21 protein-coding genes and 3 tRNA genes are annotated in these 22,725 nt (G+C 67.0%); 12 read left to right on the plus strand and 12 right to left on the minus strand.

The window, feature by feature from the left end; all coding sequences use genetic code 11:
• Positions 1-114: 114 nt before the first annotated feature.
• From ADE01S_RS21960 to radC, 4 genes are all read right to left on the minus strand, one after another.
• A complete protein-coding gene (locus ADE01S_RS21960) occupies positions 115-381 on the minus strand; it encodes a type B 50S ribosomal protein L31 (protein ID WP_043549053.1) in 267 nt (88 codons plus the stop codon).
• A 195-nt stretch (positions 382-576) separates the two neighbouring features.
• Positions 577-1,425 carry a tryptophan 2,3-dioxygenase gene (gene kynA / locus ADE01S_RS21965; protein ID WP_062683877.1) on the minus strand — a complete coding sequence of 283 codons (849 nt, stop codon included), beginning with the start codon at positions 1,423-1,425 and terminating at the stop codon, positions 577-579.
• A 202-nt stretch (positions 1,426-1,627) separates the two neighbouring features.
• A complete protein-coding gene (gene kynB / locus ADE01S_RS21970) occupies positions 1,628-2,254 on the minus strand; it encodes an arylformamidase (protein ID WP_062683878.1) in 627 nt (208 codons plus the stop codon).
• Between the two features lie 94 nt (positions 2,255-2,348).
• Positions 2,349-3,026 carry a RadC family protein gene (radC, locus tag ADE01S_RS21975; RefSeq protein ID WP_062683879.1) on the minus strand — a complete coding sequence of 226 codons (678 nt, stop codon included), beginning with the start codon at positions 3,024-3,026 and terminating at the stop codon, positions 2,349-2,351.
• 50 nt (positions 3,027-3,076) lie between these two features.
• Here radC and ADE01S_RS21980 point away from each other — a divergent pair, with 50 nt between their 5' ends.
• The 3 genes from ADE01S_RS21980 to maiA are packed head-to-tail and all read left to right on the plus strand — an operon-like array spanning position 3,077 to position 5,227.
• Complete coding sequence (locus ADE01S_RS21980; protein ID WP_082775872.1) at positions 3,077-3,553, plus strand: FKBP-type peptidyl-prolyl cis-trans isomerase; 477 nt, start codon at positions 3,077-3,079, stop codon at positions 3,551-3,553.
• Positions 3,553-4,530 (plus strand): 4-hydroxy-3-methylbut-2-enyl diphosphate reductase, encoded by a 978-nt coding sequence (gene ispH, locus ADE01S_RS21985; RefSeq protein WP_062683881.1) that lies wholly within the window; start codon positions 3,553-3,555, stop codon positions 4,528-4,530. Before ADE01S_RS21980 ends, ispH begins: the two co-directional genes overlap by 1 nt.
• Before the next feature lie 52 nt (positions 4,531-4,582).
• Complete coding sequence (gene maiA, locus ADE01S_RS21990) at positions 4,583-5,227, plus strand: maleylacetoacetate isomerase (protein WP_062683882.1); 645 nt, start codon at positions 4,583-4,585, stop codon at positions 5,225-5,227.
• Positions 5,228-5,259: 32 nt separating this feature from the next.
• On the opposite strand, the gene ADE01S_RS21995 is transcribed toward maiA, so the two are convergent.
• The 3 genes from ADE01S_RS21995 to ADE01S_RS22005 form a co-directional block, all read right to left on the minus strand.
• Positions 5,260-6,702, minus strand: coding sequence for a DegQ family serine endoprotease (locus ADE01S_RS21995; RefSeq protein ID WP_062683907.1), 1,443 nt, complete (start codon positions 6,700-6,702; stop codon positions 5,260-5,262).
• Between the two features lie 64 nt (positions 6,703-6,766).
• Positions 6,767-8,095: an ATP-binding protein gene (locus ADE01S_RS22000; RefSeq protein ID WP_062683883.1), complete on the minus strand. Its 1,329-nt coding sequence runs from the start codon at positions 8,093-8,095 to the stop codon at positions 6,767-6,769.
• A complete protein-coding gene (locus tag ADE01S_RS22005) occupies positions 8,092-8,751 on the minus strand; it encodes a response regulator (RefSeq protein WP_062683884.1) in 660 nt (219 codons plus the stop codon). The genes ADE01S_RS22000 and ADE01S_RS22005 overlap by 4 nt, the downstream gene beginning before the upstream one ends.
• Positions 8,752-8,958: 207 nt before the next feature.
• On the opposite strand from ADE01S_RS22005, the gene ADE01S_RS22010 reads away from it, so the two are divergent.
• Positions 8,959-9,861 (plus strand): 3-hydroxyacyl-CoA dehydrogenase, encoded by a 903-nt coding sequence (locus ADE01S_RS22010; RefSeq protein ID WP_062683885.1) that lies wholly within the window; start codon positions 8,959-8,961, stop codon positions 9,859-9,861.
• Positions 9,858-10,643: an FCD domain-containing protein gene (locus tag ADE01S_RS22015; protein ID WP_082775873.1), complete on the plus strand. Its 786-nt coding sequence runs from the start codon at positions 9,858-9,860 to the stop codon at positions 10,641-10,643. The genes ADE01S_RS22010 and ADE01S_RS22015 overlap by 4 nt, the downstream gene beginning before the upstream one ends.
• Here the strand turns inward: ADE01S_RS22015 and ADE01S_RS22020 are convergent.
• From ADE01S_RS22020 to ADE01S_RS22035, 4 genes are all read right to left on the minus strand, one after another.
• Positions 10,630-11,616 carry a Bug family tripartite tricarboxylate transporter substrate binding protein gene (locus ADE01S_RS22020; protein ID WP_062683886.1) on the minus strand — a complete coding sequence of 329 codons (987 nt, stop codon included), beginning with the start codon at positions 11,614-11,616 and terminating at the stop codon, positions 10,630-10,632. The two genes, ADE01S_RS22015 and ADE01S_RS22020, sit on opposite strands and share 14 nt — an antisense overlap.
• 59 nt (positions 11,617-11,675) lie before the next feature.
• Complete coding sequence (locus ADE01S_RS22025; RefSeq protein WP_062683887.1) at positions 11,676-12,569, minus strand: TauD/TfdA dioxygenase family protein; 894 nt, start codon at positions 12,567-12,569, stop codon at positions 11,676-11,678.
• Positions 12,570-12,714: 145 nt separating this feature from the next.
• Positions 12,715-13,533, minus strand: coding sequence for an IclR family transcriptional regulator (locus ADE01S_RS22030; protein WP_075873366.1), 819 nt, complete (start codon positions 13,531-13,533; stop codon positions 12,715-12,717).
• 65 nt (positions 13,534-13,598) lie between these two features.
• Positions 13,599-13,674: transfer RNA gene (locus ADE01S_RS22035), tRNA-Thr, on the minus strand.
• 210 nt (positions 13,675-13,884) lie between these two features.
• Between ADE01S_RS22035 and ADE01S_RS22040 the strand changes: the two genes are divergently transcribed.
• The 3 genes from ADE01S_RS22040 to ADE01S_RS22050 all read left to right on the plus strand — a co-directional run bounded on the left by ADE01S_RS22040 (position 13,885) and on the right by ADE01S_RS22050 (position 16,242).
• Positions 13,885-13,960, plus strand: a tRNA-Asn gene (locus ADE01S_RS22040).
• Positions 13,961-14,158: 198 nt separating this feature from the next.
• Positions 14,159-15,244 (plus strand): CobW family GTP-binding protein, encoded by a 1,086-nt coding sequence (locus ADE01S_RS22045; protein ID WP_082775874.1) that lies wholly within the window; start codon positions 14,159-14,161, stop codon positions 15,242-15,244.
• 92 nt (positions 15,245-15,336) lie between these two features.
• Positions 15,337-16,242, plus strand: coding sequence for a LysR family transcriptional regulator (locus tag ADE01S_RS22050; protein ID WP_087881423.1), 906 nt, complete (start codon positions 15,337-15,339; stop codon positions 16,240-16,242).
• 649 nt (positions 16,243-16,891) lie between these two features.
• Here the strand turns inward: ADE01S_RS22050 and ADE01S_RS22055 are convergent.
• Positions 16,892-16,968, minus strand: a tRNA-Met gene (locus ADE01S_RS22055).
• 61 nt (positions 16,969-17,029) lie between these two features.
• Here ADE01S_RS22055 and scpB point away from each other — a divergent pair.
• From scpB to nusA, 4 genes are all read left to right on the plus strand, one after another.
• Positions 17,030-18,370 carry an SMC-Scp complex subunit ScpB gene (gene scpB / locus ADE01S_RS22060; RefSeq protein ID WP_062683889.1) on the plus strand — a complete coding sequence of 447 codons (1,341 nt, stop codon included), beginning with the start codon at positions 17,030-17,032 and terminating at the stop codon, positions 18,368-18,370.
• A gap of 35 nt (positions 18,371-18,405) precedes the next feature.
• Positions 18,406-20,247 carry a 23S rRNA pseudouridine(2605) synthase RluB gene (rluB, locus tag ADE01S_RS22065; RefSeq protein WP_062683890.1) on the plus strand — a complete coding sequence of 614 codons (1,842 nt, stop codon included), beginning with the start codon at positions 18,406-18,408 and terminating at the stop codon, positions 20,245-20,247.
• 464 nt (positions 20,248-20,711) lie between these two features.
• Positions 20,712-21,215: a ribosome maturation factor RimP gene (rimP, locus tag ADE01S_RS22070; RefSeq protein WP_062683891.1), complete on the plus strand. Its 504-nt coding sequence runs from the start codon at positions 20,712-20,714 to the stop codon at positions 21,213-21,215.
• Complete coding sequence (gene nusA, locus ADE01S_RS22075) at positions 21,212-22,690, plus strand: transcription termination factor NusA (protein ID WP_062683892.1); 1,479 nt, start codon at positions 21,212-21,214, stop codon at positions 22,688-22,690. Before rimP ends, nusA begins: the two co-directional genes overlap by 4 nt.
• The last annotated feature ends 35 nt before the right edge of the window (positions 22,691-22,725 follow it).

A 22,725-nucleotide genomic window follows, 5' to 3' on the forward strand; every position in this document is an offset into this window, starting at 1 on the left:
GTAACCGAGTGGTCGGGTTGCGCTAGCCCCCAGCGCGGCAACAGGCAGCTAGGGAGGAAAAAAAAGCAGCCCGAAGGCTGCCTTTTTGCTGTGGCTCCTGCGGGAGCGACAGGATCAGGAAGCGGACTTGACCGTGCCGGCCGTACGGGCGAAGCGGGCGCGGAACTTTTCCACGCGGCCGGTTTCGACGATACGCGTCTGGGCGCCCGTGTAGAACGGGTGCGATTCGGAGGTCACGTCGCACTTGAAGAGCGGGTACGTCTTGCCGTCGAGATCGATGGTTTCGCGCGTTTGCACGGTCGAACGGGTGATGAACTTGTTGCCCGTTTGCAGATCTGCGAAGACGACTTCGCGGTATTCGGGGTGAATGCCTTCTTTCATGGTGCTTTCCTAGGGCTCGGGGAGCCTTTCTTGGTTGTTAGGGTCGCCAGCTAGGACGCCAAGCATCCGGTATCGGGTCTAGCCACGTATCCAAAAAGTAACCCTGAATTCTAGCATGGGATATTTCCCCGGGCCAAGGAAAAGCGGCCGGGAAGGCCGCGATCCGCCTGGAAAACGGGGCCGTAGCCCCATGGCCTAGAGATCCGTGCGCAGCTTCCAGATCTCGGGGAACAGCACCACTTCCAGCATGCGCCGCAGGTAGGACACCCCGGAGGTGCCGCCCGTGCCGCGCTTGAAGCCGATCACCCGCTCGACGGTGGTGACGTGGCGGAATCGCCACAGCCGGAACGCGTCTTCCAGGTCGGTGAGCTTTTCGCCCAACTGATACAGGTCCCAGTAGCGGTCGGGGTGGCGGTAGACCTCCAGCCAGGCCGCCTCGACCCCTTCCGAGGACTGGTAGGGCTGGGTCCAGTCGCGCTGGAGGTGGTCGGCCGGCACGTTCAGGCCCTGGCGCGCCAAGAGCCGCAGGGCCTCGTCGTACAGCGAGGGCGCCTCGTAGGCGCTCTGCACCTGGGCCAGCAGGTCAGCGCGGTGCTCGTGCGGCTTGAGCATGGCCGCGTTCTTGTTGCCCAGCAGGAACTCGATCTGGCGGTACTGGTAGCTTTGGAATCCGCTGGAGCGCGCCAGGTAGGGGCGCAAGGCGGAGTATTCGGGCGGCGTCATGGTTGCCAGCACGTCCCAGGCGTGGACCAGCTGCTCCATGATCTTGCTGACCCGGGCCAGCATCTTGAAGGCAGGTGGCAGGCGGTCGGCCGCCACGTTGGCAATGGCGCCGCGCAGCTCGTGCAGCATCAGCTTCATCCAGAGTTCGCTGGTCTGGTGCTGGATGATGAAGAGCATTTCGTTGTGCTCGGGCGACAGCGGGTGCTGGGCGCCCAGCAGCGCGTCCAGGTGCAGGTAGTCGCCGTAGGTCATGTCGCGCGCGAAATCCAGTTGCGCTTTTTCCTCGCGGACGATGTCTTCGGGGCGTTCGTTCTGGTTCATGCGCGGCCTCCGTGGCAGGGCGGGGCGGCGCGGCGGGCCGAGGCGGGCAGCGCGCGCCAGCCGGGCGCGTGGAGGCGGGCGCAAGCGAGCGCGGCGCGCGGGGAGAGGTGGTGTCTCATGGTGGTGCTTCCTGAACGGAGCGGCGGGATGGCGTCCCGCCGCCCAAAGGCCGTCGGACCAGCCCAGGGCCTGTCAGCAGGTCCTACAGTTCGCGCAGGACCGCGCGAACCGGGCTGGCATCAGCCTGGACCAGCGCCAACGGCAGCGCGATCAACTCGTAATCGCCCTCCGGCACGGCATCGAGCACCAGGTTTTCCAATACCCGCATGTCGTGCCGCAAGATCGTATGGTGGCTGTCCAGGGTCTTGCTGGACGCGGGGTCGATGCTGGCGGTATCCAGTCCGATCAGCATGACGCCGCGCTCGGCCAGCCATTCGATGGTCTGGGGGGCGTAGGCGGAGAAATCGTCGGTCCACCAGTCCTGGGCGGCGTGCTTGGCCGTGCGGACCAGCACGCGCGGCGGCAGGTTCAGGGCGGCGTGGGCCAGATGGTCGACCGTGATGAGCGGGCCGCAGTCGATCGCGTGGATCACGCGGCAAGGGCCCAGGAAGGGTTCCAGCGACACGGCCCCGATGGCGGCGGCGCCATTCTGGTAATGCAGGGGCGCATCGGCGTGCGCGCCGATGTGCGGCGACAGCGTGATCTCGCTGACATTGACCGGACAGCCGGGCGCGAGCGACCATTTCCACTGCTGGCGGTACGGCGTATCGCCTGGAAAGACAGGCGAAGCCGCGGAGACGGGCGGGGAAATATCCCACAGGCGCTTCATGTCGGGCGGATAAGGTCGCGTGATGCCGGAATTAGGTTAAGCCTAAAGCAATAACGGGCGGTAGTCTAACGAATTCCGGCGCGCGGCGCAGCATTTACAGGCTGCCCCGCTCGGCCATGGAAACCACGGCGTCGCCGGCGACGATGAGGTGGTCCACCAGCTTGATGTCCACCAGCGCCAGCGCCTGTTTCAGGTGCTGCGTGAAGCTGTGGTCGGCGGCGCTGGGCTCGGCTACGCCCGAGGGATGGTTGTGGGCCACGATGAGGGCGGCCGCATGGTGGCGCAGGGCCTCGCGCACGACCTCCCGGGGGTAGACCGAGGCCTGCGACAGCGTGCCGCGCGCCAGCTCCCCGGTGGCGATCAGGCGCAGCTGGTTGTCCAGGTAGAGGGCGATGCAGTGCTCCACCCGGCGGTGGCCCAGCGCGAGCTTGCAGTATTGCTTCACCTGCAGGGGATGGTCCAGGTTGTTGACCCGGGGCAGCTCTTCCTCGACGGCGCGGCGGGCCAGTTCCAGCAGAGCGGCCAGCATGCAGGCCTTGGCGGCGCCCAGGCCGGGAACCGCCATCAGTTCCTCGGGCGCGGCGCCCAGCAGGCCCCGCAGCCCGCCGAATTGCCGCAGCAGCCGGTTACATAATTCCACGACGTGCAGGCCGGGTATGCCCGTGCGCAGGGCGATGGCCAGCAGCTCCGAATCCTGGAGCGCGGCGGCTCCGTGGCGCATCAACCGCTCCCGGGGACGCTCGTGTTTTGGCAGCCGGACGGACAATTTCATAAGAAGCTCTAAAATCAAGGTTTATTCAATTGCCTATACGGTGGCAGATCTTGAGCACCGCCTCTAATGAAGTGAACGTTTTGGTCCGTCCGGATTCCTACCTGACGCTGCACTACCGGATTACGCTGGCCTCCGGGCCCGGCAAGGATTCGGTGTTCGCCGACACCTTCGACGGCCGCCCCGGCACGCTGCAACTGGGCAGCGGGCAGTGGGCGCCCGGCCTGGAGGCCGCGCTGATCGGCCGCGCCGAGGGCGAGCGCTTCAGCGTCACCGTCGCGCCGGCCGACGCCTACGGCGAACGCAACCCGGAACTCATCCAGCGCGTCACGCGCGGGATGCTGGCCGAGCATGCCGGCGCCGACGCCACCTTCGAGCCGGGCGACCTGGTGGAATTCACGGCGCCCAACGGCGGCCGCTACTCGGGCGTCCTGAAGGAAATCAACGAGGAATCGGCGCTGTTCGATTTCAACCACCCGCTCGCGGGCATCAGCCTGCGGGTCGACGTGGCGCTGCTGGGAGTCCTCTGATGAGCCAGGTCGTAACCGCCTCCGACGCCGAAGTCCTGCTGGCGCAGCCGCGCGGCTTCTGTGCCGGCGTCGACCGTGCCATCGATATCGTCGAGCGCGCGCTCGAACTGCACGGCGCGCCGATCTACGTGCGCCACGAGATCGTCCACAACCGCTACGTGGTGGAAGACCTGCGCGCGAAGGGGGCGGTCTTCATCGACGAGCTGGACGACGCGCCCTCGGGTTCCATCGTGGTGTTCTCGGCCCACGGGGTGTCCAAGGCGGTGCGGGCCGAAGCGGAAGCGCGCGGCCTGCAGGTCTTCGACGCCACCTGCCCGCTGGTCACCAAAGTGCACATCGAAGTGGCGCGCATGCGGGCGGCCGGCCGCGAGATCATCATGATCGGCCACAAAGGCCATCCCGAGGTCGAAGGCACGCTGGGCCAGGCCCAGGGCGGCATGTACCTGGTCGAGACGGTGGAAGACGTCGCCAGCTTGCAGGTGACCGATCCCGAGAACCTCGCTTACGTCACGCAGACCACGCTGTCCGTGGACGACGCGGCGGCGGTATCGCGCGCGTTGAAGGCGCGCTTCCCCAGCATCGTCGAGCCCAAGAAGAGCGACATCTGCTACGCCACCCAGAACCGCCAGGACGCGGTCAAGGTCATGGCGCCGGATTGCGACCTGGTGCTGGTGGTCGGCAGCCCCAACAGCTCCAACTCGAACCGCCTGCGCGAAGTGGCGGAACGCAAGGGCGTCGCCTCGTACCTCATCGACGGCGCGCAGTCCATCGATCCGGCCTGGCTGGTCGGCCGCAAGCGCATCGGCGTGACGGCGGGCGCCTCGGCGCCGGAAATCCTGGTGCAGCAGGTGATCGATCGCGTCAAGGAACTGGGCGCGGTGTCGGTGCGCACCATGCCGGGCCTGGAAGAGAATGTGGCGTTCCCGCTGCCCAAGGGGCTGTCGCGCAAATCGGCGCAAACGGAATCGCTGGAATAGGATGGCGGGCGCCGCCGCGGGCGGCTCCGGATCAGGACATCAAGGAGACTACATGCAGTTGTACAGCTACTTTCGCAGTTCGGCCGCGTACCGGGTGCGCATCGCCCTGAATCTGAAGGGCCTGGCCTACGAGTACCTGCCGGTGCATCTGCTGAAAGACGGCGGCCAGCAGCTGTCGGCGGATTACCGCAAGATGAACCCGACGGGGCTGGTGCCGACGCTGGTCGACGGCGACGCGGTGATCGGGCAATCCCTGGCCATCATCGAATACCTGGAAGAAACGCATCCCGAGGTCCCCCTGCTGCCGGCCGACGCGATCGGCCGCGCGCGCGTGCGGGATCTCGCGCTGGGCATCGCTTGCGACACGCATCCGCTGAACAACCTGCGCGTGCTCAAGTACCTGAAGCACACCCTCGGCGTGGACGAAGACGCCAAGAACGCCTGGTACCGGCACTGGGTGCGCCAGGGCCTGGAAGCCCTGGAGGCGCAGCTGGCGCATTCCAGCGCCACCGGCCGCTACTGCCACGGCGATACGCCGACCATCGCCGACATCTGCCTGGTGCCCCAGGTCGCCAACGCGCAGCGCTTCGGCTGCGATCTGTCGGCCATGCCCAATATCGTGCGCATCGACGCGGCCTGCCGCGAACTGCCGGCCTTCGATGCGGCCGCGCCGGGCAAGCAGCCCGACGCGGAATAAAAACAGCCCCCGGGGAAGGGGGCTGTCCGGCCTCAGCCGATCTGCACGGGCACGAAGATCTTGTCTTCACCGCGCTGCACCAGCAGCGCGACCGTCTTGCCGGCCTTGGACAAGGCTTCCTTGACCTGCCCGACGTTATGCACGGGCACTCCGTTCAGCGACAGCAGCACGTCGCCGGGTTCGATCCCGGCCTTGGCGGCCGGTCCGACGGAACGCTCGATCAGCAGGCCTTCGGCGCCCGCGGCCTGCTGCTCCTGAGGGCTCAGCGGCCGCAGCGCCAGGCCCAGCTGGCCGCGCTGCACTTCCTGGTCTCCCGCCGACGCCTGCGTCTTGTCCGCGGGAATGCCGCCCAGCGTGGCGACCAGCTCCTTGTGCGCGCCATTGCGCCAGATATCCAGCTTGATCTTCTCGCCCGGGGACGCCAGCGTGATGGTGGAGGCCAGGTCGCCGGAGGACACGATGGTCTTGCCGTCGATCTGCCGCACCACGTCGCCGGGCTGCAGGCCGGCCTTGGCGGCGGCGCTGCCCTTCTCGACGCTGGATACCAGCGCGCCCGAAGGCGAGTCCAGCTTGAAGGAATCGGCCAGGTCCTGGTTCACTTCCTGCACCGTCACGCCCAGCCTGGCGTGCTGCACCTTGCCGTGTTCGAGGATCTGGTCCTTGATCTTGTAGGCCACGTCGATGGGGATCGAGAACGACAGGCCCTGGAATCCGCCGGTGCGGCTGTAGATCTGCGAATTGATGCCCACGACCTCGCCGCGGTCGTTGAACAGCGGGCCGCCGGAATTGCCCGGGTTGACCGCCACGTCGGTCTGGATGAACGGAACCGACGTGTCGTCGGGCAGCGAGCGGCCCTTGGCGCTGACGATGCCGGCGGTCGCCGTGTTCTCCAGGCCGTAGGGCGAGCCGATGGCCAGCACCCATTCGCCGACCTGCAGGCGGTTGACGTCGCCCACCTTGACCATGGGAAGGTTCTTGGCATCGATCTTGATGACGGCCACGTCGGTCTGCGGGTCCGAACCCAGCACCTTGGCCTTGAATTCGCGGCGGTCCGTCAGTTTGACGGTAACTTCCTTGGCATCCTGCACGACGTGCGCGTTGGTCAGGATGATGCCGTCGCTGCTGACGATGAAGCCGGAGCCCTCGCCGCGCATGGGGACTTCGCGCGAAGGCATCTGGCCGCGCCCGCCGGGGAACTGGCCGAAGAACTGGGCGAACGGATCGCCTTCGGCGGCGGACACCTTGCGGGTGCCGCTGACGCTGATGTTCACCACCGCGGGCCCGTAGTCGCGCGTGATCTGCGCGAAATTGGACGGGGTGGAGGGAAGGGCCGCTTGCGCGGGGGCGGAAATGGCCGGCGCGTCGGCCGCCATCGAAACGCCGCCGATGACGGCGGTTGCGCCGGCGCCGCCTATGGCGCCGGCTGCCAGCAACGCCATTACCAGGCGCGAGGGCTTCATTTGGGAGGTCTTCATGTCGGCTCCTGCGTTCATGTTGAAGGACATGGCGCTATCTTCGGACCTGACACTTAGGGGAATCTTAAGCCGGGAACACCACCTTCACGCGCAGCCCCGGGCCGGACGGGGCGTCCAGCAACGTGATCGTCGCCCCATGCCGCCCGGCGATGGCGCGCGCGATGGCCAGCCCCAGGCCGCTGCCGGGCTGGGTATTGCCTTCGACGCGGTAGAAGCGGTCGAACACGCGCTCGCGCTCTTGCCGCGCGATGCCGGGCCCTTCGTCGTCGATCAACAGGACGGCCTGGCCGGGCGCCTGCTCCAGGCGCAACTGGACGCGCTTGCCGGCAGGCGTGTACTTGACCGCGTTGTCCAGCAGGTTGCGCACCAGCAGCGCGAGCGCATCCCGGTGGCCGCGGACCCGGGCCTCGGGGGCGCCGTCCAGCTCCACGGAGATCGATTTGGCGTTGGCCTGGGGCAGGACTTCGGAGAGGGCCTGGCGCAGCACGTCGGCCAGGTCCACGTCTTCGGCGGGCGCCTGTTCGGCGGCGCTTTCGTGGCGCGCCATGGACAGCAACTGCTCCACCAGCCGCGTGGCGCGGTCGATGCCCGCGGCCAGGCGCTGCTCGGCCAATTGGCGCCCGTCCGCGTCGCCCGCGCGCTGCAGGGCCTGCAACTGCAGCCGCAGCGCCGCCAGGGGAGATCGCAGCTCGTGCGCGGCGTCTCCCACGAACTGTTTCTGCTGGGCGAAGGCGCCGCGCATGCGTTCGAGCAGCAGGTTCAGCTCCTGGACCAGCGGCCGGATTTCGTCCGGCAGCCCTTGCACGCTGACGGGGGAGAGGTCCTCGGGTTGCCGGGAGGCCACCTGCGCGCGCGCCCGCTTCACCGGCCGCAGCGACCAGCTGACCACGCACCAGACGATCAGCATCAGCAGCGGGGCCGCCGCCGCGATCGGCAGCACGGTGCGCAGCGCCAGCGCTCCCGCCATGCGCTTGCGCACGTCCATGTCCTGGGCCACCTGGATCACCTGGAAGGGCGTGGCCAGCGAGTACACGCGGTAGGTGCTGCCTTCCATCCTGGCGTCGGAGAATCCGAGGATGATCTGGTCGGGCAGCGGCCGGCGCGAGCGCGAATTGAAGACGCGCACGCCGTCGGGCGTCCAGATCTGGATGATGAGGTCGTCGGCCACGGGCGAGCCCGCTCCGAGCGCATGGCGCGGGCCCGTGCTGAGCAGCCCGTCGCCGGTGCCCAGCGACAGGGCGGTGCGTTGCAGCAGGGAATCGAAGATGTCGTCGGCTTGCGCCAGCGTGCTGCGGTAGGCGATCGCGCCCTGCACGAGCGCGCCGACCACGATGGCGGCCAGCAGGAAGAAGAGCAGCCGGGCCCGCAGCGAATAGCTAAGCGGAATACTCATGTTTTGGGGATGACATAGCCGACGCCTCTAACGTTCTGGATCAGGTTCGGACCCAGTTTCTTGCGCAGGCCATGAATATAAACCTCAACCGCGTTGCTGCTGATACTGTCTTTCCAGCTGTACAGCTTCTCTTCGAGCTGGGCGCGCGAAAAAATCATGCCCGGGCGCGCGATCAGCGGCTCCAGCACGGCCCATTCGCGGGCGGTCAGCGCCACGGGGGTGCCGTCCACCATGGCGGCATGGGACTGCGGATCGATGGTGATGCCTTCGTGTTCGTACACCGGCTCGGCGCGGCCCGCGCTGCGGCGGATCAGCGCGCGGATGCGGGCCAGCAATTCGTCCACGTCGTACGGCTTGACGATGTAGTCGTCCGCGCCGGCGTCCAGCCCGGCGATCCGGTCGCTGATTGCGTCGCGGGCCGTGGCGATCAGCACGGGCGTGCGGTCCTTGCGCGAGCGCAGGTCGCGCAGCAGCGCCAGCCCGTCGCGCTTGGGCAGGCCCAAATCCAGGAGGATCAGGTCGTAGGCGTCGGTGCGCAGCGCGAGGTCCGCGGCGTTGCCGTCCTTCACCCAATCGACGGCGTAATGTTCCGCGCGCAGGCAATCCAGCACGCTTTCGCCGATCATGATGTCGTCTTCGACAAGAAGAATGCGCATGGCGATGTCCGCTAGGGTGGTCCGGAAAGTTGGACGCGCGGCGCAGGGCAGGAGTTCCCGGGGCGCCGGGCTTGGGCCGGCGCCGGGTTTGACGGTCATGCTGTCAACCTGTTATACCAATTTCAACCCTGAAACGCAGGGCGCGGCGCCCTGCCGGGGCGGAGGTTCCCGGGCCGGTAGGCGGCGATCACAAAAGGACGGAGACAAATGAAATCAGCGATCATTGGCTGCGGCGTCGTCGGGTCGTCGTGGGCGCTCGTGTTTGCGCGAGCCGGGCACGACGTGGCTATTTACGACCGTTCTCCCGAGGCCGCGGCGGCGGCCGTGGCTTTCGTGGCGTCCGTGGATGCCTCCTGCGCGGCGCGGTGCCGGGTGGCCGCCGACTTGGCCGATGCGCTGAAGGGCGCCGATTACGTCCAGGAAAGCGCGCCGGAGCGGCTGCCGATCAAGCAGGCGCTCTACAAGGAAATGGACGACCTGCTGGAGCGCGGCGCCATCGTCGGCAGCTCCACCTCCGGCTTTCCCGCGTCCAGTTTTACCGAGGGCCTGGCGAACGCCGCGCGCTGCCTGGTCGCTCACCCGATCAATCCGCCGCACCTGATTCCGCTGGTGGAACTGGTTCCCGCGCCAGGCACGGCGCCCGAGGCCGTGCGCTTCGTGCGCGATCTGATGCGTGAGTTGGGGCAGAGCCCCATCATGCTGACGCGCGAGATCAATGGCTTCGTGGTGAACCGGCTGCAAAGTGCCGTGCTCGGCGAAGCCTTCCGCCTGGTGGAGGACGGCATCTGCACGCCCGCCGAGGTGGACGCGGCGATGGCCGACGGGCTGGGCCTGCGCTGGTGCTTCATGGGGCCGTTCGCGACCATCGACCTGAACGCGGCGCATGGCGTGGCGGAATATTGCGCGAACCTGGGGCCGATGTACCACGGGCTGGCCAGGGAGCAGGCCGATCCGCGCGAGTGGGGGGCGGATCTGGTGTCCGCCGTCGAGGCCCGGATGCGCTCGGCCGTGCCGGCGCAGGCGCTGCCGGAACGCCGCCGCTGGCGCGATCGTTTCCTGGCCCGCATCGTCGACGCCAAGCGCGCCATTCGCAAGGAACTCGGCGCATGAGCGGTTTCGGCAAGCCCGCGCACCTGCGCCGCGACCGGCTGTCCGACCAGATCGTCAAGGACATCGAGGCGCGCGTGCTGTCCGGCGAGCTGGCCGTCGGCGACCGCCTGCCGTCGGAACGGGACCTGATGGCCCATTATGGGGTGGGGCGCCCGGCCGTGCGCGAGGCCTTGCTGTGGCTGAACAGGACCGGAATGGTGGCGGTGTCCACCGGCGACCGCTCGCGCGTTACCGAGCCCGATCCGCGCACGCTGCTCCAGTTGCTGTCCGGAGCCGCCAGGATGCTGGTGGCCCGTCCGGAAGGCGTGCGCCAATTCCAGCGGACGCGCATCTTCGTCGAAACGGCGATGGCGCGCGAGGCCGCCCGGCGGGCCACCGGCGAAGACCTCCGCGACTTGGAACGGCTGTTGCGCGAGTCGGAGGCGAACGCGGCCGATCCCGCCGCGTTTTCGGCCGGCGACGACGCCTTTCACCGGCGCATCGCGAGCATCGCGCGCGATCCCCTGCTGGATGCGCTGTACCAGGTGGTGCTGGAACTGCTGGAAGCGCAGCGCCGGACTTCGCTCAGCCATCCGGAAGCGCTGGACAAGGCCATCGAGGCGCACCGGGCTGTTTTCGAGGCCATCCGCGACCGCGACGCGGACCGCGCGGAGGCGGCGATGCGCGGCCATCTTGAGACGGTCATCGAGACCTACTGGGAAATCCAGGGCGACGACGGGGCCCGGGCCGCGCTGGAACGAGCGCGGCCCGGCCTCGGGGGGCGCGGAATCAGTTCACCGTGATGTGACTGTCCTTGATCACCTTGGCCCACTTGGCGATTTCGCTGTCCACGAATCTGGCCAGGTCCTCGGACGTGCCGCCGCCCGTCTGCGCGCCTTGTTCCAGCAGGGCCTTCTTGACCTCGGGGCTGCCCAGCACCGCGTCGGCGTCCTGCTGGATCTTCTTGATGACGGCGGGAGGCGTGCCGGCCGGCGCGAACAGCCCGCTCCAGGTGTAGGCGCTGAAGCCGGGAAGCCCGCTTTCGGACACGGTGGGCGTGTTCGGCCACGACGGATCGCGTTGCTCGGTGCCGATTGCCAGCAGTTTCAGCTTGCCGTTCTTGACTTGCGGCCCGGACGATAGCGCAGCGTCGAACATCATGTTGCAGGTGCCCGAGATGGTGTCGATGATCGCCGGGCCACTGCCCTTGTAGGGCACGTGCGTGAGGTGGTCGAGGCCGGACATGGACTTGAACAGCTCGCCCGCCAGGTGCGAGGGCGAACCGGGGCCGATCGAGCAGTAGTTGGCCGTGGCCTGGTTCTGCTTGGCCCAGGCGATGTACGACTTGACGTCGTTGTAGGGCGCGTCGGCCGGCGCCACCATCAGCAGCGGGATGGTCATGCCGCGCACGATGGGCGCGAAATCCCTGGTGGGGTTGTACGGAAGCTTCTCGAACAGGCTGATGTTCACGGTGTGCGGGCCGCTGCCGTTCATCAGCAGCGTATAGCCGTCGGGGTCGGCGCGGGCCGCGGCTTCCGTGCCGATGATGCCCGAGGCGCCGCCGCGGTTTTCGACCACCACCGCCTGGCCCCAGCGCTTGGTCAGGCCCTGGCCGAGGAGCCGGGTCAGGATGTCGGTGGAGCCGCCCGCGGGGTAGGGCACGATGATGCGCACCGCGCGGTCGGGATAAGCGCCGGCTCCCTGGGCGGTGGCCGCCTGCGGGACGGCGGCCAGCATACCGAGCGCACAGCCGGCGGCGATGGACCTGAGTTCCATGATGTCTCCTCTCGTAGTTTTTTTGATGCGGGCCGTTCAGGCTCCGCCGCGCGCGGGCTTCAGGCCGCGGCGCGTTGCTCCCACAACTCGGGTAGCACGTCGTCCAGGCCGGACTGCTCGGTGGCCGAGATGGTCGTGCGCACGATGGAACGCAGTTGGTCCGGGCCCCAGGGGCGGCCGCGGTGCATGGTGGCGCGGTTGTCCCACATGACCACGTCGCCCGGCTTCCAGTGGTGCACGTAGGTGTAGGCGGACTCGGTGGCGCGCTCGATCAAGTGGGCCAGCAGGTCGGCGCCGTCCTGGTCGCCCATGCCCTCGACGGCGCCCGCGTGCGAGGCGAGGTAGAGCGAGCGGCGGCCGTTGACCGGGTTGCGCCACGTCATGCGACGGCGTACCGCCGGCAGCGCGGCGTGTTCTTCGGGCGTCATCATGCCGCGGTCGATCTTGTTGCGCGATGTGGCGTAGCTGTGGATGACCACGGCGTCGCGCAGCGTGCCCTGTTCGGATGGGGCGAGCCGCTCCCAGGCGGCGCGGGTGGAGGTGAATTCTGTCTCGCCGCCCTGCTCGGGAATCACGCGGGCCGATAGCACCGAGGCCACCGCCGGCACCTTCTTGAACGAGCTGTCGGTGTGCCAGAGCTGATTGGCTCGCGCGATGACCAGCGCCTTGTCGCTGGGCTGCACGATCTTGCCGTCGGGGCCGATGTTGTTCATGCGCGAATAGAACGTGCCGTGCCCGATCGAACCGACCTTGACCAGTTCCAGCGGGCCGAAGCCGCGCGAGAACACGGCCTGGACGTCGTCGGTGATGGGCTGGTCGCGCCAGACCAGCACGGAGTGCTCTTCGAATGCGGCGCGCACCTGGGCGAAAGCGGCGGCATCCGATGCCGCCTCGGTCAGGCTGATGCCGTGGATTTCGGCGCCGAAGTCCTGGTGCAAACGCTCGATACGCATGATGACTCTCCTGCTTGTTGGGGGGCGAGGGGGGATTGCGATGCGCTCCGGGAAGCTGGCAAAAAGTCTATCATCGGCACTCCCGGAAACGGGCCGGAGAGCCGCTTGCCGCCTGCATTTACATGTATGTGAAAATCGCGGCGCCTCAAGCCGGCGGAGCCGCCTCGCCGGCCGGTGAGGGGCCGGCGGCTTCGAGCCGGGCGATGCCCGCGCGGAGCCCCGCGATCACCTCCGCTTCCTTCTCTTCCAGCCGTTCCACGGGGCCCGAGACCGCCAGCGCGAACAGCCGTCCGAAGCGCCTTTCGGGCAGCACCATGCAGATGCCGCCGGCGCCCTGTTCCAGCGTGTGCTTGTTGAAGACGTAGCCGTCGCGCCGTCCCTGTTCGACTTGCCGCATCAGATCTTCCAGCGATGCCTTGCGGGCCGGATCTGGCTCGTGGAAATTGATGCGGCGCACCAGCTCGGCGATCTCGTCATCGCTGCGCGCGCCCAGCATGGCCCAGCCGCTGCCCGAGCGCGCGATCGGCCGGATCGTGCCGATCGGCACCGCATACCAGATGGGCAGGCGCGAGGGAATCAGGTAGACGTACTGCACGTACAGGTCGCTTTGCGCGGCCAGCGTGACGGTTTCGCCGTAGGCTTCGGACAGGCGCTGCATCAACTGCAGTACTTCTTCGTTGCGCCCGAACAGCGCGCGCTGCACCCAGTTGCCCAGCGACGCCATACGCATGGTCGGCATGTAGGTGCGCGAGAAGCGGTCGTAGTCCAGGTAGCCCAGCGTCACCAGGCTTTTCAGGAGCGCCGACGCGCTGGACGGGGGGTAGCCGAAGCTCCGCGTGAAATCCTTCAACGCCATGGGGCGCTGCTCGGTTTCGAAGGCCTCGAGTATTTCGAATACCCGCTGGGAGGTCTTGATGGGCTGTTCCGGCATGGCGTCGAGCTTAGCATTGCGCGCCGCGGGCATGGAGGGCGGGGCGCCGGGCCCGGAAAGACAAAGGCCGACGCTTGTGCGTCGGCCTTCGGGAATTCTGGTGCCGGCAATAGGAGTCGAACCTACGACCTTCGCATTACGAATGCGCTGCTCTACCAACTGAGCTATGCCGGCAAGACCATTTGCTTGGTTTCAGGCAAGCCCAAAACGGCAAAACATCTTCTTTTCTTTCCGGTTCGCACCCTTTTTATGGGGCCCGATCTGGAAAGACCGAGATCATATCAGAGTTTTTTGTCGATGTGAAATTGCGGGGCGGAAAAACGCGAAAAAAGTGTGGACTTGCACGAGCTGAAAAATTCGTTCATAATCTCGTTTCTTAGCAGTTCCCCGATAGCTCAGTCGGTAGAGCGACGGACTGTTAATCCGCAGGTCGCTGGTTCGAGCCCAGCTCGGGGAGCCAAAGAATTCAGGGCCATTCACGAAAGTGAATGGCCCTTTTGGTTTGCGCCGGCGGTGGCATGCGAGCGCGGTGCGCGCGTGGAAACATGGGCCGGAAGGCAGGCGCCGAAAAGAAAACAGTGCGACCCATGGCGGTAAGTAGTGCGGCCTACAGAGGTGCTGCGCGCGCAGCCCGGCGGGAACCTATCGGACGGTTCGTATGCGAGACAAAGGGCAAGACAAACGGCAAGACCCACGGCAAGACCCACGGCAAGACGATCAGGAAGCCGGCCGGGAGCGCGAGCCGGACGGCGACAAGCGCATCGGCGTTACGGTGATTTCCGGATTCCTGGGCAGCGGCAAGACGACGCTCCTGAACCGCATGTTGCGGGATTGCGCCTATGCCGATGCCGTCGTGATCGTCAATGAATTCGGCGACATCGGGGTCGACCATCACCTGGTCCGCGAAGCGCGGGACAACGTCGTCCTGGTGGAAGGCGGGTGCCTGTGCTGCGTGGTCAGCGGCTCGGTGGTCGATACCTTGCGCGACCTTTTCATGCAGGCCTTGAGCCGCCGCATCAAGCCGTTTCGCCGCGTGCTGATCGAAACTAGCGGGCTGGCGGACCCTGCTCCCATCCTGTTCACGCTCAAGCACGACCGCTTCCTGGCGGAACGCTATGCCTATCGCGGGGCGATCGTGCTGGTGGATGCGTGTCACGGCATTGAACAACTGGCGGACCAGCCGGAGGCGGCGCGGCAACTGGCCCTGGCGGACGCCGTGGTGTTCAGCAAGGCCGATCTGGTCGACGCCGGCCAGCTGGGCCGCGTCGAGCAGGCGGTGGTTGGCATCAATCCCGGCGCGCAGCGCAGTGTGCAGCGGCCGGATGCGCCCCTGGTCGAGATATTGCGGAACGGGCCCGGCGCCCACGCCCGGCGCGACGGCGTCGCGCTGGCGGATTGGCTGCGCCCGTTTTCCTCGCGGGCGGCGGCCGGGCATGGGCAGGTCGCCAGCTTTTCGCTGATCCTGCAATCGCCCCTCGCGCGGCCGGTCTTTCTTGCCGGCCTCTCGCGGATCCAGGAGCGTTACGGTCCGGGCCTGCTGCGCGTGAAGGGGCTGGTGTGCTTCGAGGGCGAGGCCCAGCCGTGCGAGGTGCATGGCGTGCACGGCGAGCTTTACCCGATCCGTCTCCTTGCCGGGTGGCCGGACCGCGACCATCGCTCGCGGCTGGTCTGCATCCTGCGCGGCCTCGATGGCGACGAGGTGCGGCGCGCGTTGTGCGAGGCGCTGGGCCAGCCGCCCGCCTGAGCGCCGCCGGGCCGGAATGCGCGATTTCCGGTGTCGATGTTGCACAGAAATACGGTATAACCGATCGGTCTGATGCAAAAATCGAGACAATCATGGATCGTCTGAAAGCCATGCAGGTGTTCGTGGAGGTCGCCGACCGGGGCAGCCTGTCGGCGGCAGCGCTGCATCTGGACATGTCGCGCGCCATGGTGTCGCGCTATCTGGCGGAGATGGAGCAGTGGGTCGGCGTGCGCCTGCTGCACCGCACGACGCGCCGCCTCAGCCTGACGCCCGCCGGCGCCGAAACATTGCCGCGCTGCCGGCAGATGCTGGACATGGTGGGGGACCTGCGCACTGCCGTCGCCACGCCGGACGATACGCCGCGCGGCCTGTTGCGCATCACCACCAGCATGTCTTTCGGGTCGCGTCACCTGGCCAGCGCGGTCACGGAGTACGTAAAGCGGCATCCCGGCACCTCGGTGGACCTGATGCTGGTCGACCGGGCCGTCAATCTGGTGGAAGAGCGAGTCGACCTGGCGGTGCGCATCACCAACGACCTGGATCCCAACCTGATTGCGCGCAAGCTGGCGGTCTGCCGTTCGGTGGTTTGCGCCTCGCCGGAGTACCTGGAGCGCGAGGGCGTGCCGGCGAGGATCGAAGACCTGTCGTTGCGCAACTGCCTGACCCATTCCTACTTCGGCAAGAGCCTGTGGCGTTTCGAGCGCGACGGCGAGCCGGTGGATGTGCCGGTCAGCGGCAACATCAGCGCGAACGAGGTGTCGGTCCTGACGCGGGCGGCCCTGGAGGGCGCGGGCATCGCCATGCTGCCGACCTACTATGCTTCCGAGTACGTGGAGGCCGGCAGGCTGCGGGCCATCCTGACGCAGAGCAAGCCGCAGGAGCTGGGGATCTACGGCATTTATGCCTCTCGCCGCCAAATGCCGCTGATCCTGCGTTCCATGCTGGATTTCCTGGTGGAACGGCTGGAGTCCGCGCCTTGGGACCGGCGCGGGGCATGAGCGCGCCGGCCGCGTTGCGGGGGCGGAACGCTTGAGGGCAGGGTAGTTGACGGTATAATTTGGCGACGGCCTCGGCGGGTTCGCTGCGGTTGGCCGGGACGGACCCCGGAAGGTCGTTGGGCGGCAGGCTGATGTCCGCCGTCATGTAGTCTTGGAAAATATCTAAGAATCGTAGTATCGGCTCGGGGAAGAGCCGCAGCGCCGCGGAACCGGTTTCCGGGCGCGCGAGGGGAGGCGCATCGGGCTTCCGGATCGTGGCGGTCAGTCCGCCGCGCCGTGGCGTCCGATGCCTGGCGATTCAGGTCCTTGATATCGATTGCCGCGGAAGGTGGCGCCGGGTTGCCGGCGTGCTCCGCAGGCTTGTTGGCGATTTGTGCCAGCTTTTCCAGAAATTGCTTAAGGTGCGTGCCGCGCAGCGTCGCGGCAGGCATTCCGCCCAGATTCGATTGGCGCGGCCGTTGCGGCGCATGGCCGGCAACGGGCGGTAAACACGGGAATCCAGTGAGAACTTCGCAAACCAATGCTGTCTGTAGCGGGCCCGCCATCGAGGCCGGGCGCCGGCTGGCGGGCGCCTGCGAAGCGCTGCGCGGCACGAATGGCGCGACGCAAATGAAAAAGGCCCGGCGTATTCGCCAGGCCTCGATCAATTTGGTTGCGGGGGCAGGATTTGAACCTACGACCTTCGGGTTATGAGCCCGACGAGCTGCCAGACTGCTCCACCCCGCGTCTGAGAAATGAATAGTAGCCTTATTTTTAACCTAGCGCAAGTTAGCCCTTTTGAATTTGAATGTCGATGAACGATAGCGAGGCAATAGTCGTGCTCGAAACCGCGCTCTTGTGCGCGGCGCAGCCGATGCAACTGTCCGAAATGCGCAAGCTATTCGGGGACGATGAACAATTCGACAATAGCGCGCTGCGCGCGCTGCTGGAGACGATCCAGAACAACTGGGCAGATGGCGGCCTGGAACTGGTGCAGCTGGCGACGGGATGGCGCTTCCAGAGCCGCCCGCGCATGCAGCGCTACCTGGAAAGGCTCAATCCCGAGAAGCCTCCCAAGTATTCCCGCGCCGTGATGGAAACGCTGGCCATCGTGGCCTGGCGCCAGCCGGTGACCCGCGGCGACATCGAAGACATCCGCGGGGTGACGGTGTCCTCGCAGATCGTGAAGGCCCTGGAAGACCGCGGCTGGATCGAAGTCATCGGCCATCGCGACGCGCCGGGACGCCCCGCGCTGTTCGGCACGACGCGCCAGTTCCTCGATGACCTGGGCCTGCGCGCGCTGGACGAGTTGCCCGCGCTGGAGTCGGCGCAGGCCGCCGCGGCCCTGGCCGGGCTGGATCTGGGCGAAGTGCAGCAGATCATGGGCGAGGCCCCGGCCGAAGGCGATGCCGCTGCCGGCGATGATGCCGCGGTCGCGGCCGAAGGCGCGGAAGAGGGCGCGGCCGAGGGTGAGGGGGCGGCCACGGACGAAGAGGCTGTCGTCGGCGAAAGCGCAGTCGTGGGCGAAGCCGGCGCTGATGCCGAAGCTGGTGTCGGCGCTGCTGCAGATCCCGATATCGCTGATACCGGCGCCGGTACCGATGCCCCCCGCCAGGACGCCCAGTCGGCAGAAACCGACGCCGGCGAGGCCCGGGCCGCCGCCGGGGAGCTTATTCCGGTTGCGGAATTGTCTGTTTCGGAACAGGATATACCCATAGACCCGGTCGATAGCGTAGAATTCTCGCTTTCGCGCACAGAAGAAGGCGCGGATCCCGCCGACGAACCTACCGTCCGGGAGCAAGCCGAAGGCTTGTCCAATACGCCAGCCATGCCCGGTTTTCCCGACGGCGAGGCTGGCAGCGACATTTCCGATATGGCCGCCGATGCCCCAGAAGCCGGCGCCGCAAAGGAAAGCGTCGAGAACGCAAAACACGCGGAACCGACCGACCCGATTGACGAGACCGACACCGCGGCGCCTGCCGCTGCCGGGCATGAGCCCGCTTCCGGTCTTGCCGATCCTGTTCGGCCTGGCCCGGATGCCGTCTCCCCGGAATCGGACGAGGCAGGCCTTGAGCGGCCCGAGGTCGACCGAGAGTCGGCGTCCCCCGATGATGACGAGCCTGCCCCTGGCAGGCCCACCCAAGTTTGAAATTCGGAGCTGTCCCAGTGACAACGAATACAACAATGCAGGACGACAATCCCAGTTCGGATGACACCGTATCCAGCGGTCAGCCGGAATCTTCCGCCGCGCGCGAGCCGGCGGCCGAAGGCGAGGCCAGCGCGCGCGGCCGCGGCCGCAAGCTGAGGACGCCTTTCCGCCGCCGTCGCGGCGATGCGGCGGCCGAGCAGGCGCCCGCCGCCGAAGCGCAGCCCCAGGTCGACGAGGCTGCCGCCCCGGTGGAGTCCACGGATTCCCGCGGCACGGAGCAGGAAGCCGAGCAGGCCTTGTCGTACCTGGACACGGCCGACCGCATGGAACAGCGGCTCGGCAAGTACCTGAACAGCGAGGCGGTCATGCCCAAGCTGCACAAGGTGCTGGCGGACGCGGGCATCGGCTCGCGCCGCGAAATGGAAGAACTGATCGTCGCGGGCCGGGTGTCGGTCAACGGCGAGCCGGCGCACATCGGTCAACGCGTGGCGCCCAACGACCAGGTCCGCGTCAATGGCAAGCCCATCATGCGGACGAACACCAAGAAGCCGCCGCGCGTGATCCTCTATCACAAGCCTGCCGGCGAGATCGTCAGCCATGACGACCCGGGCGGCCGCGCAAGCGTCTTCGCGCGCCTGCCCAAGCTGCGCACCGGCAAGTGGCTGTCGGTCGGCCGCCTGGACCTGAATACCGAAGGCCTGCTGATCTTCACCACCTCGGGCGACATGGCCAACCGCATCATGCATCCGCGCTACGGCACGGAGCGCGAGTACGCGGTGCGCGTGCTGGGCGAGATGGACGAGGCGCAGCGCCAGTCCCTGGTCGATGGCATCCAGCTGGACGACGGCCTGGCCGCGTTCGGCTCCCTGGACTACCTGGGCGGCGACGGCAGCAACCGCTGGTACCGCGTCACCCTGCAGGAAGGCCGCAACCGCGAAGTCCGCCGCATGTTCGAAGCGGTGGGCGTCACGGTCAGCCGCCTGATCCGCACGCGCTTCGGCGATATCGTCCTGCCGCGCACCCTGCGCCGCGGCCGTTGGGACGAGCTGGACCCCTCGCTGGTCACCGCGCTGATGGTCCAGCTGGGCCTGTTGCGCGAAGACGACGACTCCGGCGGCAATCGCCGCCGTTCCAAGCAACCCCAATCCCATGACAGCGCCTTGCCCCCGGGCTTCGGCACGATGGACCGCAACGGCATGAACGGCGCGCGCATCGGCCGCCGCGGCAAGCTGCAAGGCGGCCGCCTGGGCAGCGCGGGCCAGGCGCAGGCTTGTCCGTCCGATCCCTTCGGAACCGGCCTGATGTTTGCCGGCGGCTATGCCAACGGCCATCCGCTGGCAGGCGAGGGCGGCGGCAATCGCGCCAAGGGCGGCAAGGCTGGCGGCGGGCGTTCCGCGGCCGCGGGCGGCAAGGCCGGTGGGAAAACCGGCGGCAAGCCGGGCGGCAAGGGTCGCGGCCCGCGCGCCGCGGCGGCCGGCGGCCCCGCGGGCAATACCGCGACGGGCAACGTGGCGGGCAATGTGGCTGAAGCGCCGGCCGGCGCCGGCCGCAAGGCCGCTGGCGGAAAGTCGGGCGGCAAGGCGGCGGGCGCGCGTGGCGGCAATGCCGGCCGCAGCGGCAAGCCGGCAGCGGGCGGCCGCGGTGGAAACAAGGCTGAAGGCGCGCGCGCCGGCGGCAACAAGGCCGAGGGTGCGCGTTCTGGTGGCAACAAGGCCGAAGGCGGGCGTTCCGGCGGCAATAAGGGGCCGGGCGCTGGCGGTAAGCCGCGGGCGCCGCGCAGCGCCTCCCCGCGCGGCGACGATTGGCAACCTCGCGGCGCTTCGGCGCACGAGTCGCGCCTGGGCGTGATGGGCGGACGCAGCCACCGGGGCCGTTGATGGTCCGCGGCGGCGCGCTGGCCGCGCCGCCGGGTCCGATGTGTCCCATATAAACGTAAGCCCGTGACGAATCAGGCGTTTTTCCGGTTTATCTGGTAAAATCAATGGTTTTCATGGCTTCGCGTCTTTGCTTTGCCCGTTGCCTGCTGGGTGGGCACGCCGGCATGTGTGCTGAAAAGCATGCCGGAAAGCGCGCCGAGTAGGTGCGCCAAGGGTTGCATGGAAAGGGTCCGATTGACGGGCCGCGGCGTTGCGCTTTCCAGGAAGGCGCCGGTGCTTGCGGTTGTCAGCCGAAAAGCAGCGGGCGCAGGCCGGCAGTGCGGGCGGCGGACCAGGCGGCGAAAGCCAAAATTTAGGTCGCAATATAGGGCACTGCCCAGCATTGCTCCTTACGTGCAGTAGGGTGGCGGCTGGGCGCTGTGCAATACGGTGGGCTGGGCGTGCAGCCCATTTTTTTTGAGTATATGGCTGATTTATTCGCATTGACCAAAGAGGCTCTGGCCGGCATGGACGTCGAACTCGTGGACGTCGAGCGTGCCGCCCTGGGCCTTTTGCGCGTCACGATCGATCGGGTCGGCGGTGTGCGCATCGAAGACTGCGAGCAGGTATCCCGCCAGCTGTCGCGGGTGTTTGAAGTCGAGAACATCGATTACAAGCGGCTGGAAGTCGGTTCGCCGGGCGTGGATCGCCCGCTGCGCAACGAGGCCGACTTCCGCCGGTTCGCAGGCGAGCGCATCGAAATCAAGCTGCGCGAGGCATTGGACGGACGCAAGGTCTTTGCTGGCACGTTGACCGTGCCCGAAGACGACGCCGCAGCCTCCGACGCGGCTGCTGGGGTGCACAAGACCGTGTTCGGTCTCGAATTTGAGGCAAAAAAGAACGAAGTCCAGGTGTTGAATTTCACGGTCGAGGATATCGAACGTGCAAAACTGGATCCCGTTCTGGATTTCAAGGGCAAAAAGCGATGAGTCGCGAAATTCTTCTGTTGGTCGATGCCTTGGCGCGTGAAAAGAACGTCACGCGCGACGTCGTGTTCGGCGCGCTGGAAAGCGCGTTGGCCTCGGCGATGAAAAAACGCTTCAAAGATGATGCGGACATCCGTGTCGCCATCGATAGGGATACCGGCGATCACGAAGGCTTCCGCCGCTGGCTGGTCGTGCCCGACGAGGCGGGCCTTCAGGAACCCGACAAGCAGGAAATGCTGTCGGACGCGCAGGAAATCGTCCCCGGCATCAAGGAAGGCGAATACATCGAAGAGCCGCTCGAACCCATCGAGTTCGGCCGCATCGGCGCGCAGGCGGCCAAGCAGGCCATCCTGCAGAAGATCCGCGACGCCGAGCGCGAACAGGTGCTGAACGACTTCCTGGAGCGCGGCGAAACCATCGTGTCCGGCACGATCAAGCGCATGGACAAGGGCGACGCCATCGTCGAAACCGGCAAGATCGAAGCCCGCCTGCCGCGCTCCGAGATGATCCCGAAGGAAAACCTCCGGGTGGCCGACCGCGTCCGCGCCTTTGTGTTGCGCGTCGACCACGCCGCCCGCGGCCAGCAGGTGATCCTCTCGCGCACGTCGCCCGAGTTCATCCGCCAGCTGTTCGAGAATGAAGTCCCCGAGATCGAGCAGGGCCTGCTGGAGATCAAGGCGGCCGCCCGCGACGCTGGCGTGCGTGCGAAGATCGCCGTGGTGGCATACGATAAGCGTATCGATCCGATCGGCACGTGCGTCGGCATGCGCGGTTCGCGCGTGACCGCGGTGCGCAACGAGCTGGGCGGAGAGCAGGTCGACATCGTGCTGTGGTCGGAAGATCCCGCGCAGTTCGTGATCGGCGCCCTGGCGCCCGCGAACGTCGAGTCCATCGTCGTCGACGAGGACAAGCACGCGATGGACGTCGTGGTGGACGAGGAAAACCTGCCCAAGGCCATCGGCGCCAAGGGTCAGAACGTCCGCCTGGCTTCCGAGCTGACCGGCTGGCAGATCAACATCATGACGCCGGAAGAAAGCCTGAACCGCCAGGAAGTCGAGCGGTCGGGCCTGCGCACCACGTTCATGAGCAAGCTGGACGTCGACGAGGAAGTCGCCGACATCCTGATCGACGAAGGTTTCACCGGTATCGAGGAAATCGCCTACGTTCCCATGCAGGAACTGCTGGAAATTGAGGCGTTCGACGAAGACACCATCAATGAATTGCGTGCCCGTGCCCGCAATGCGCTGCTGACCGAGGCGATCGCCCAGGAAGAGCGCCTTGAGACCGCACAGGATTTGCTTGAACTCGAAGGCATGACGCCCGAACTGGCCGCCAAGCTGGCCGAGCGTCAAGTGCATACGCGTGACGATCTGGCCGAATTGGCAACGGACGAACTGGCGGAAATCGCCGGTTTGACCGAGCAGGAAGCCAGCGACCTCATCATGCGTGCCCGCGCCCATTGGTTCGACGAAGAATAACCAAAAGGACACGGGTCTGCGGTGGATGGATGCGT

It is taken from the genome of Achromobacter denitrificans NBRC 15125 (assembly GCF_001571365.1).
Classification (GTDB): Bacteria; Pseudomonadota; Gammaproteobacteria; order Burkholderiales; family Burkholderiaceae_B; genus Achromobacter; species Achromobacter denitrificans.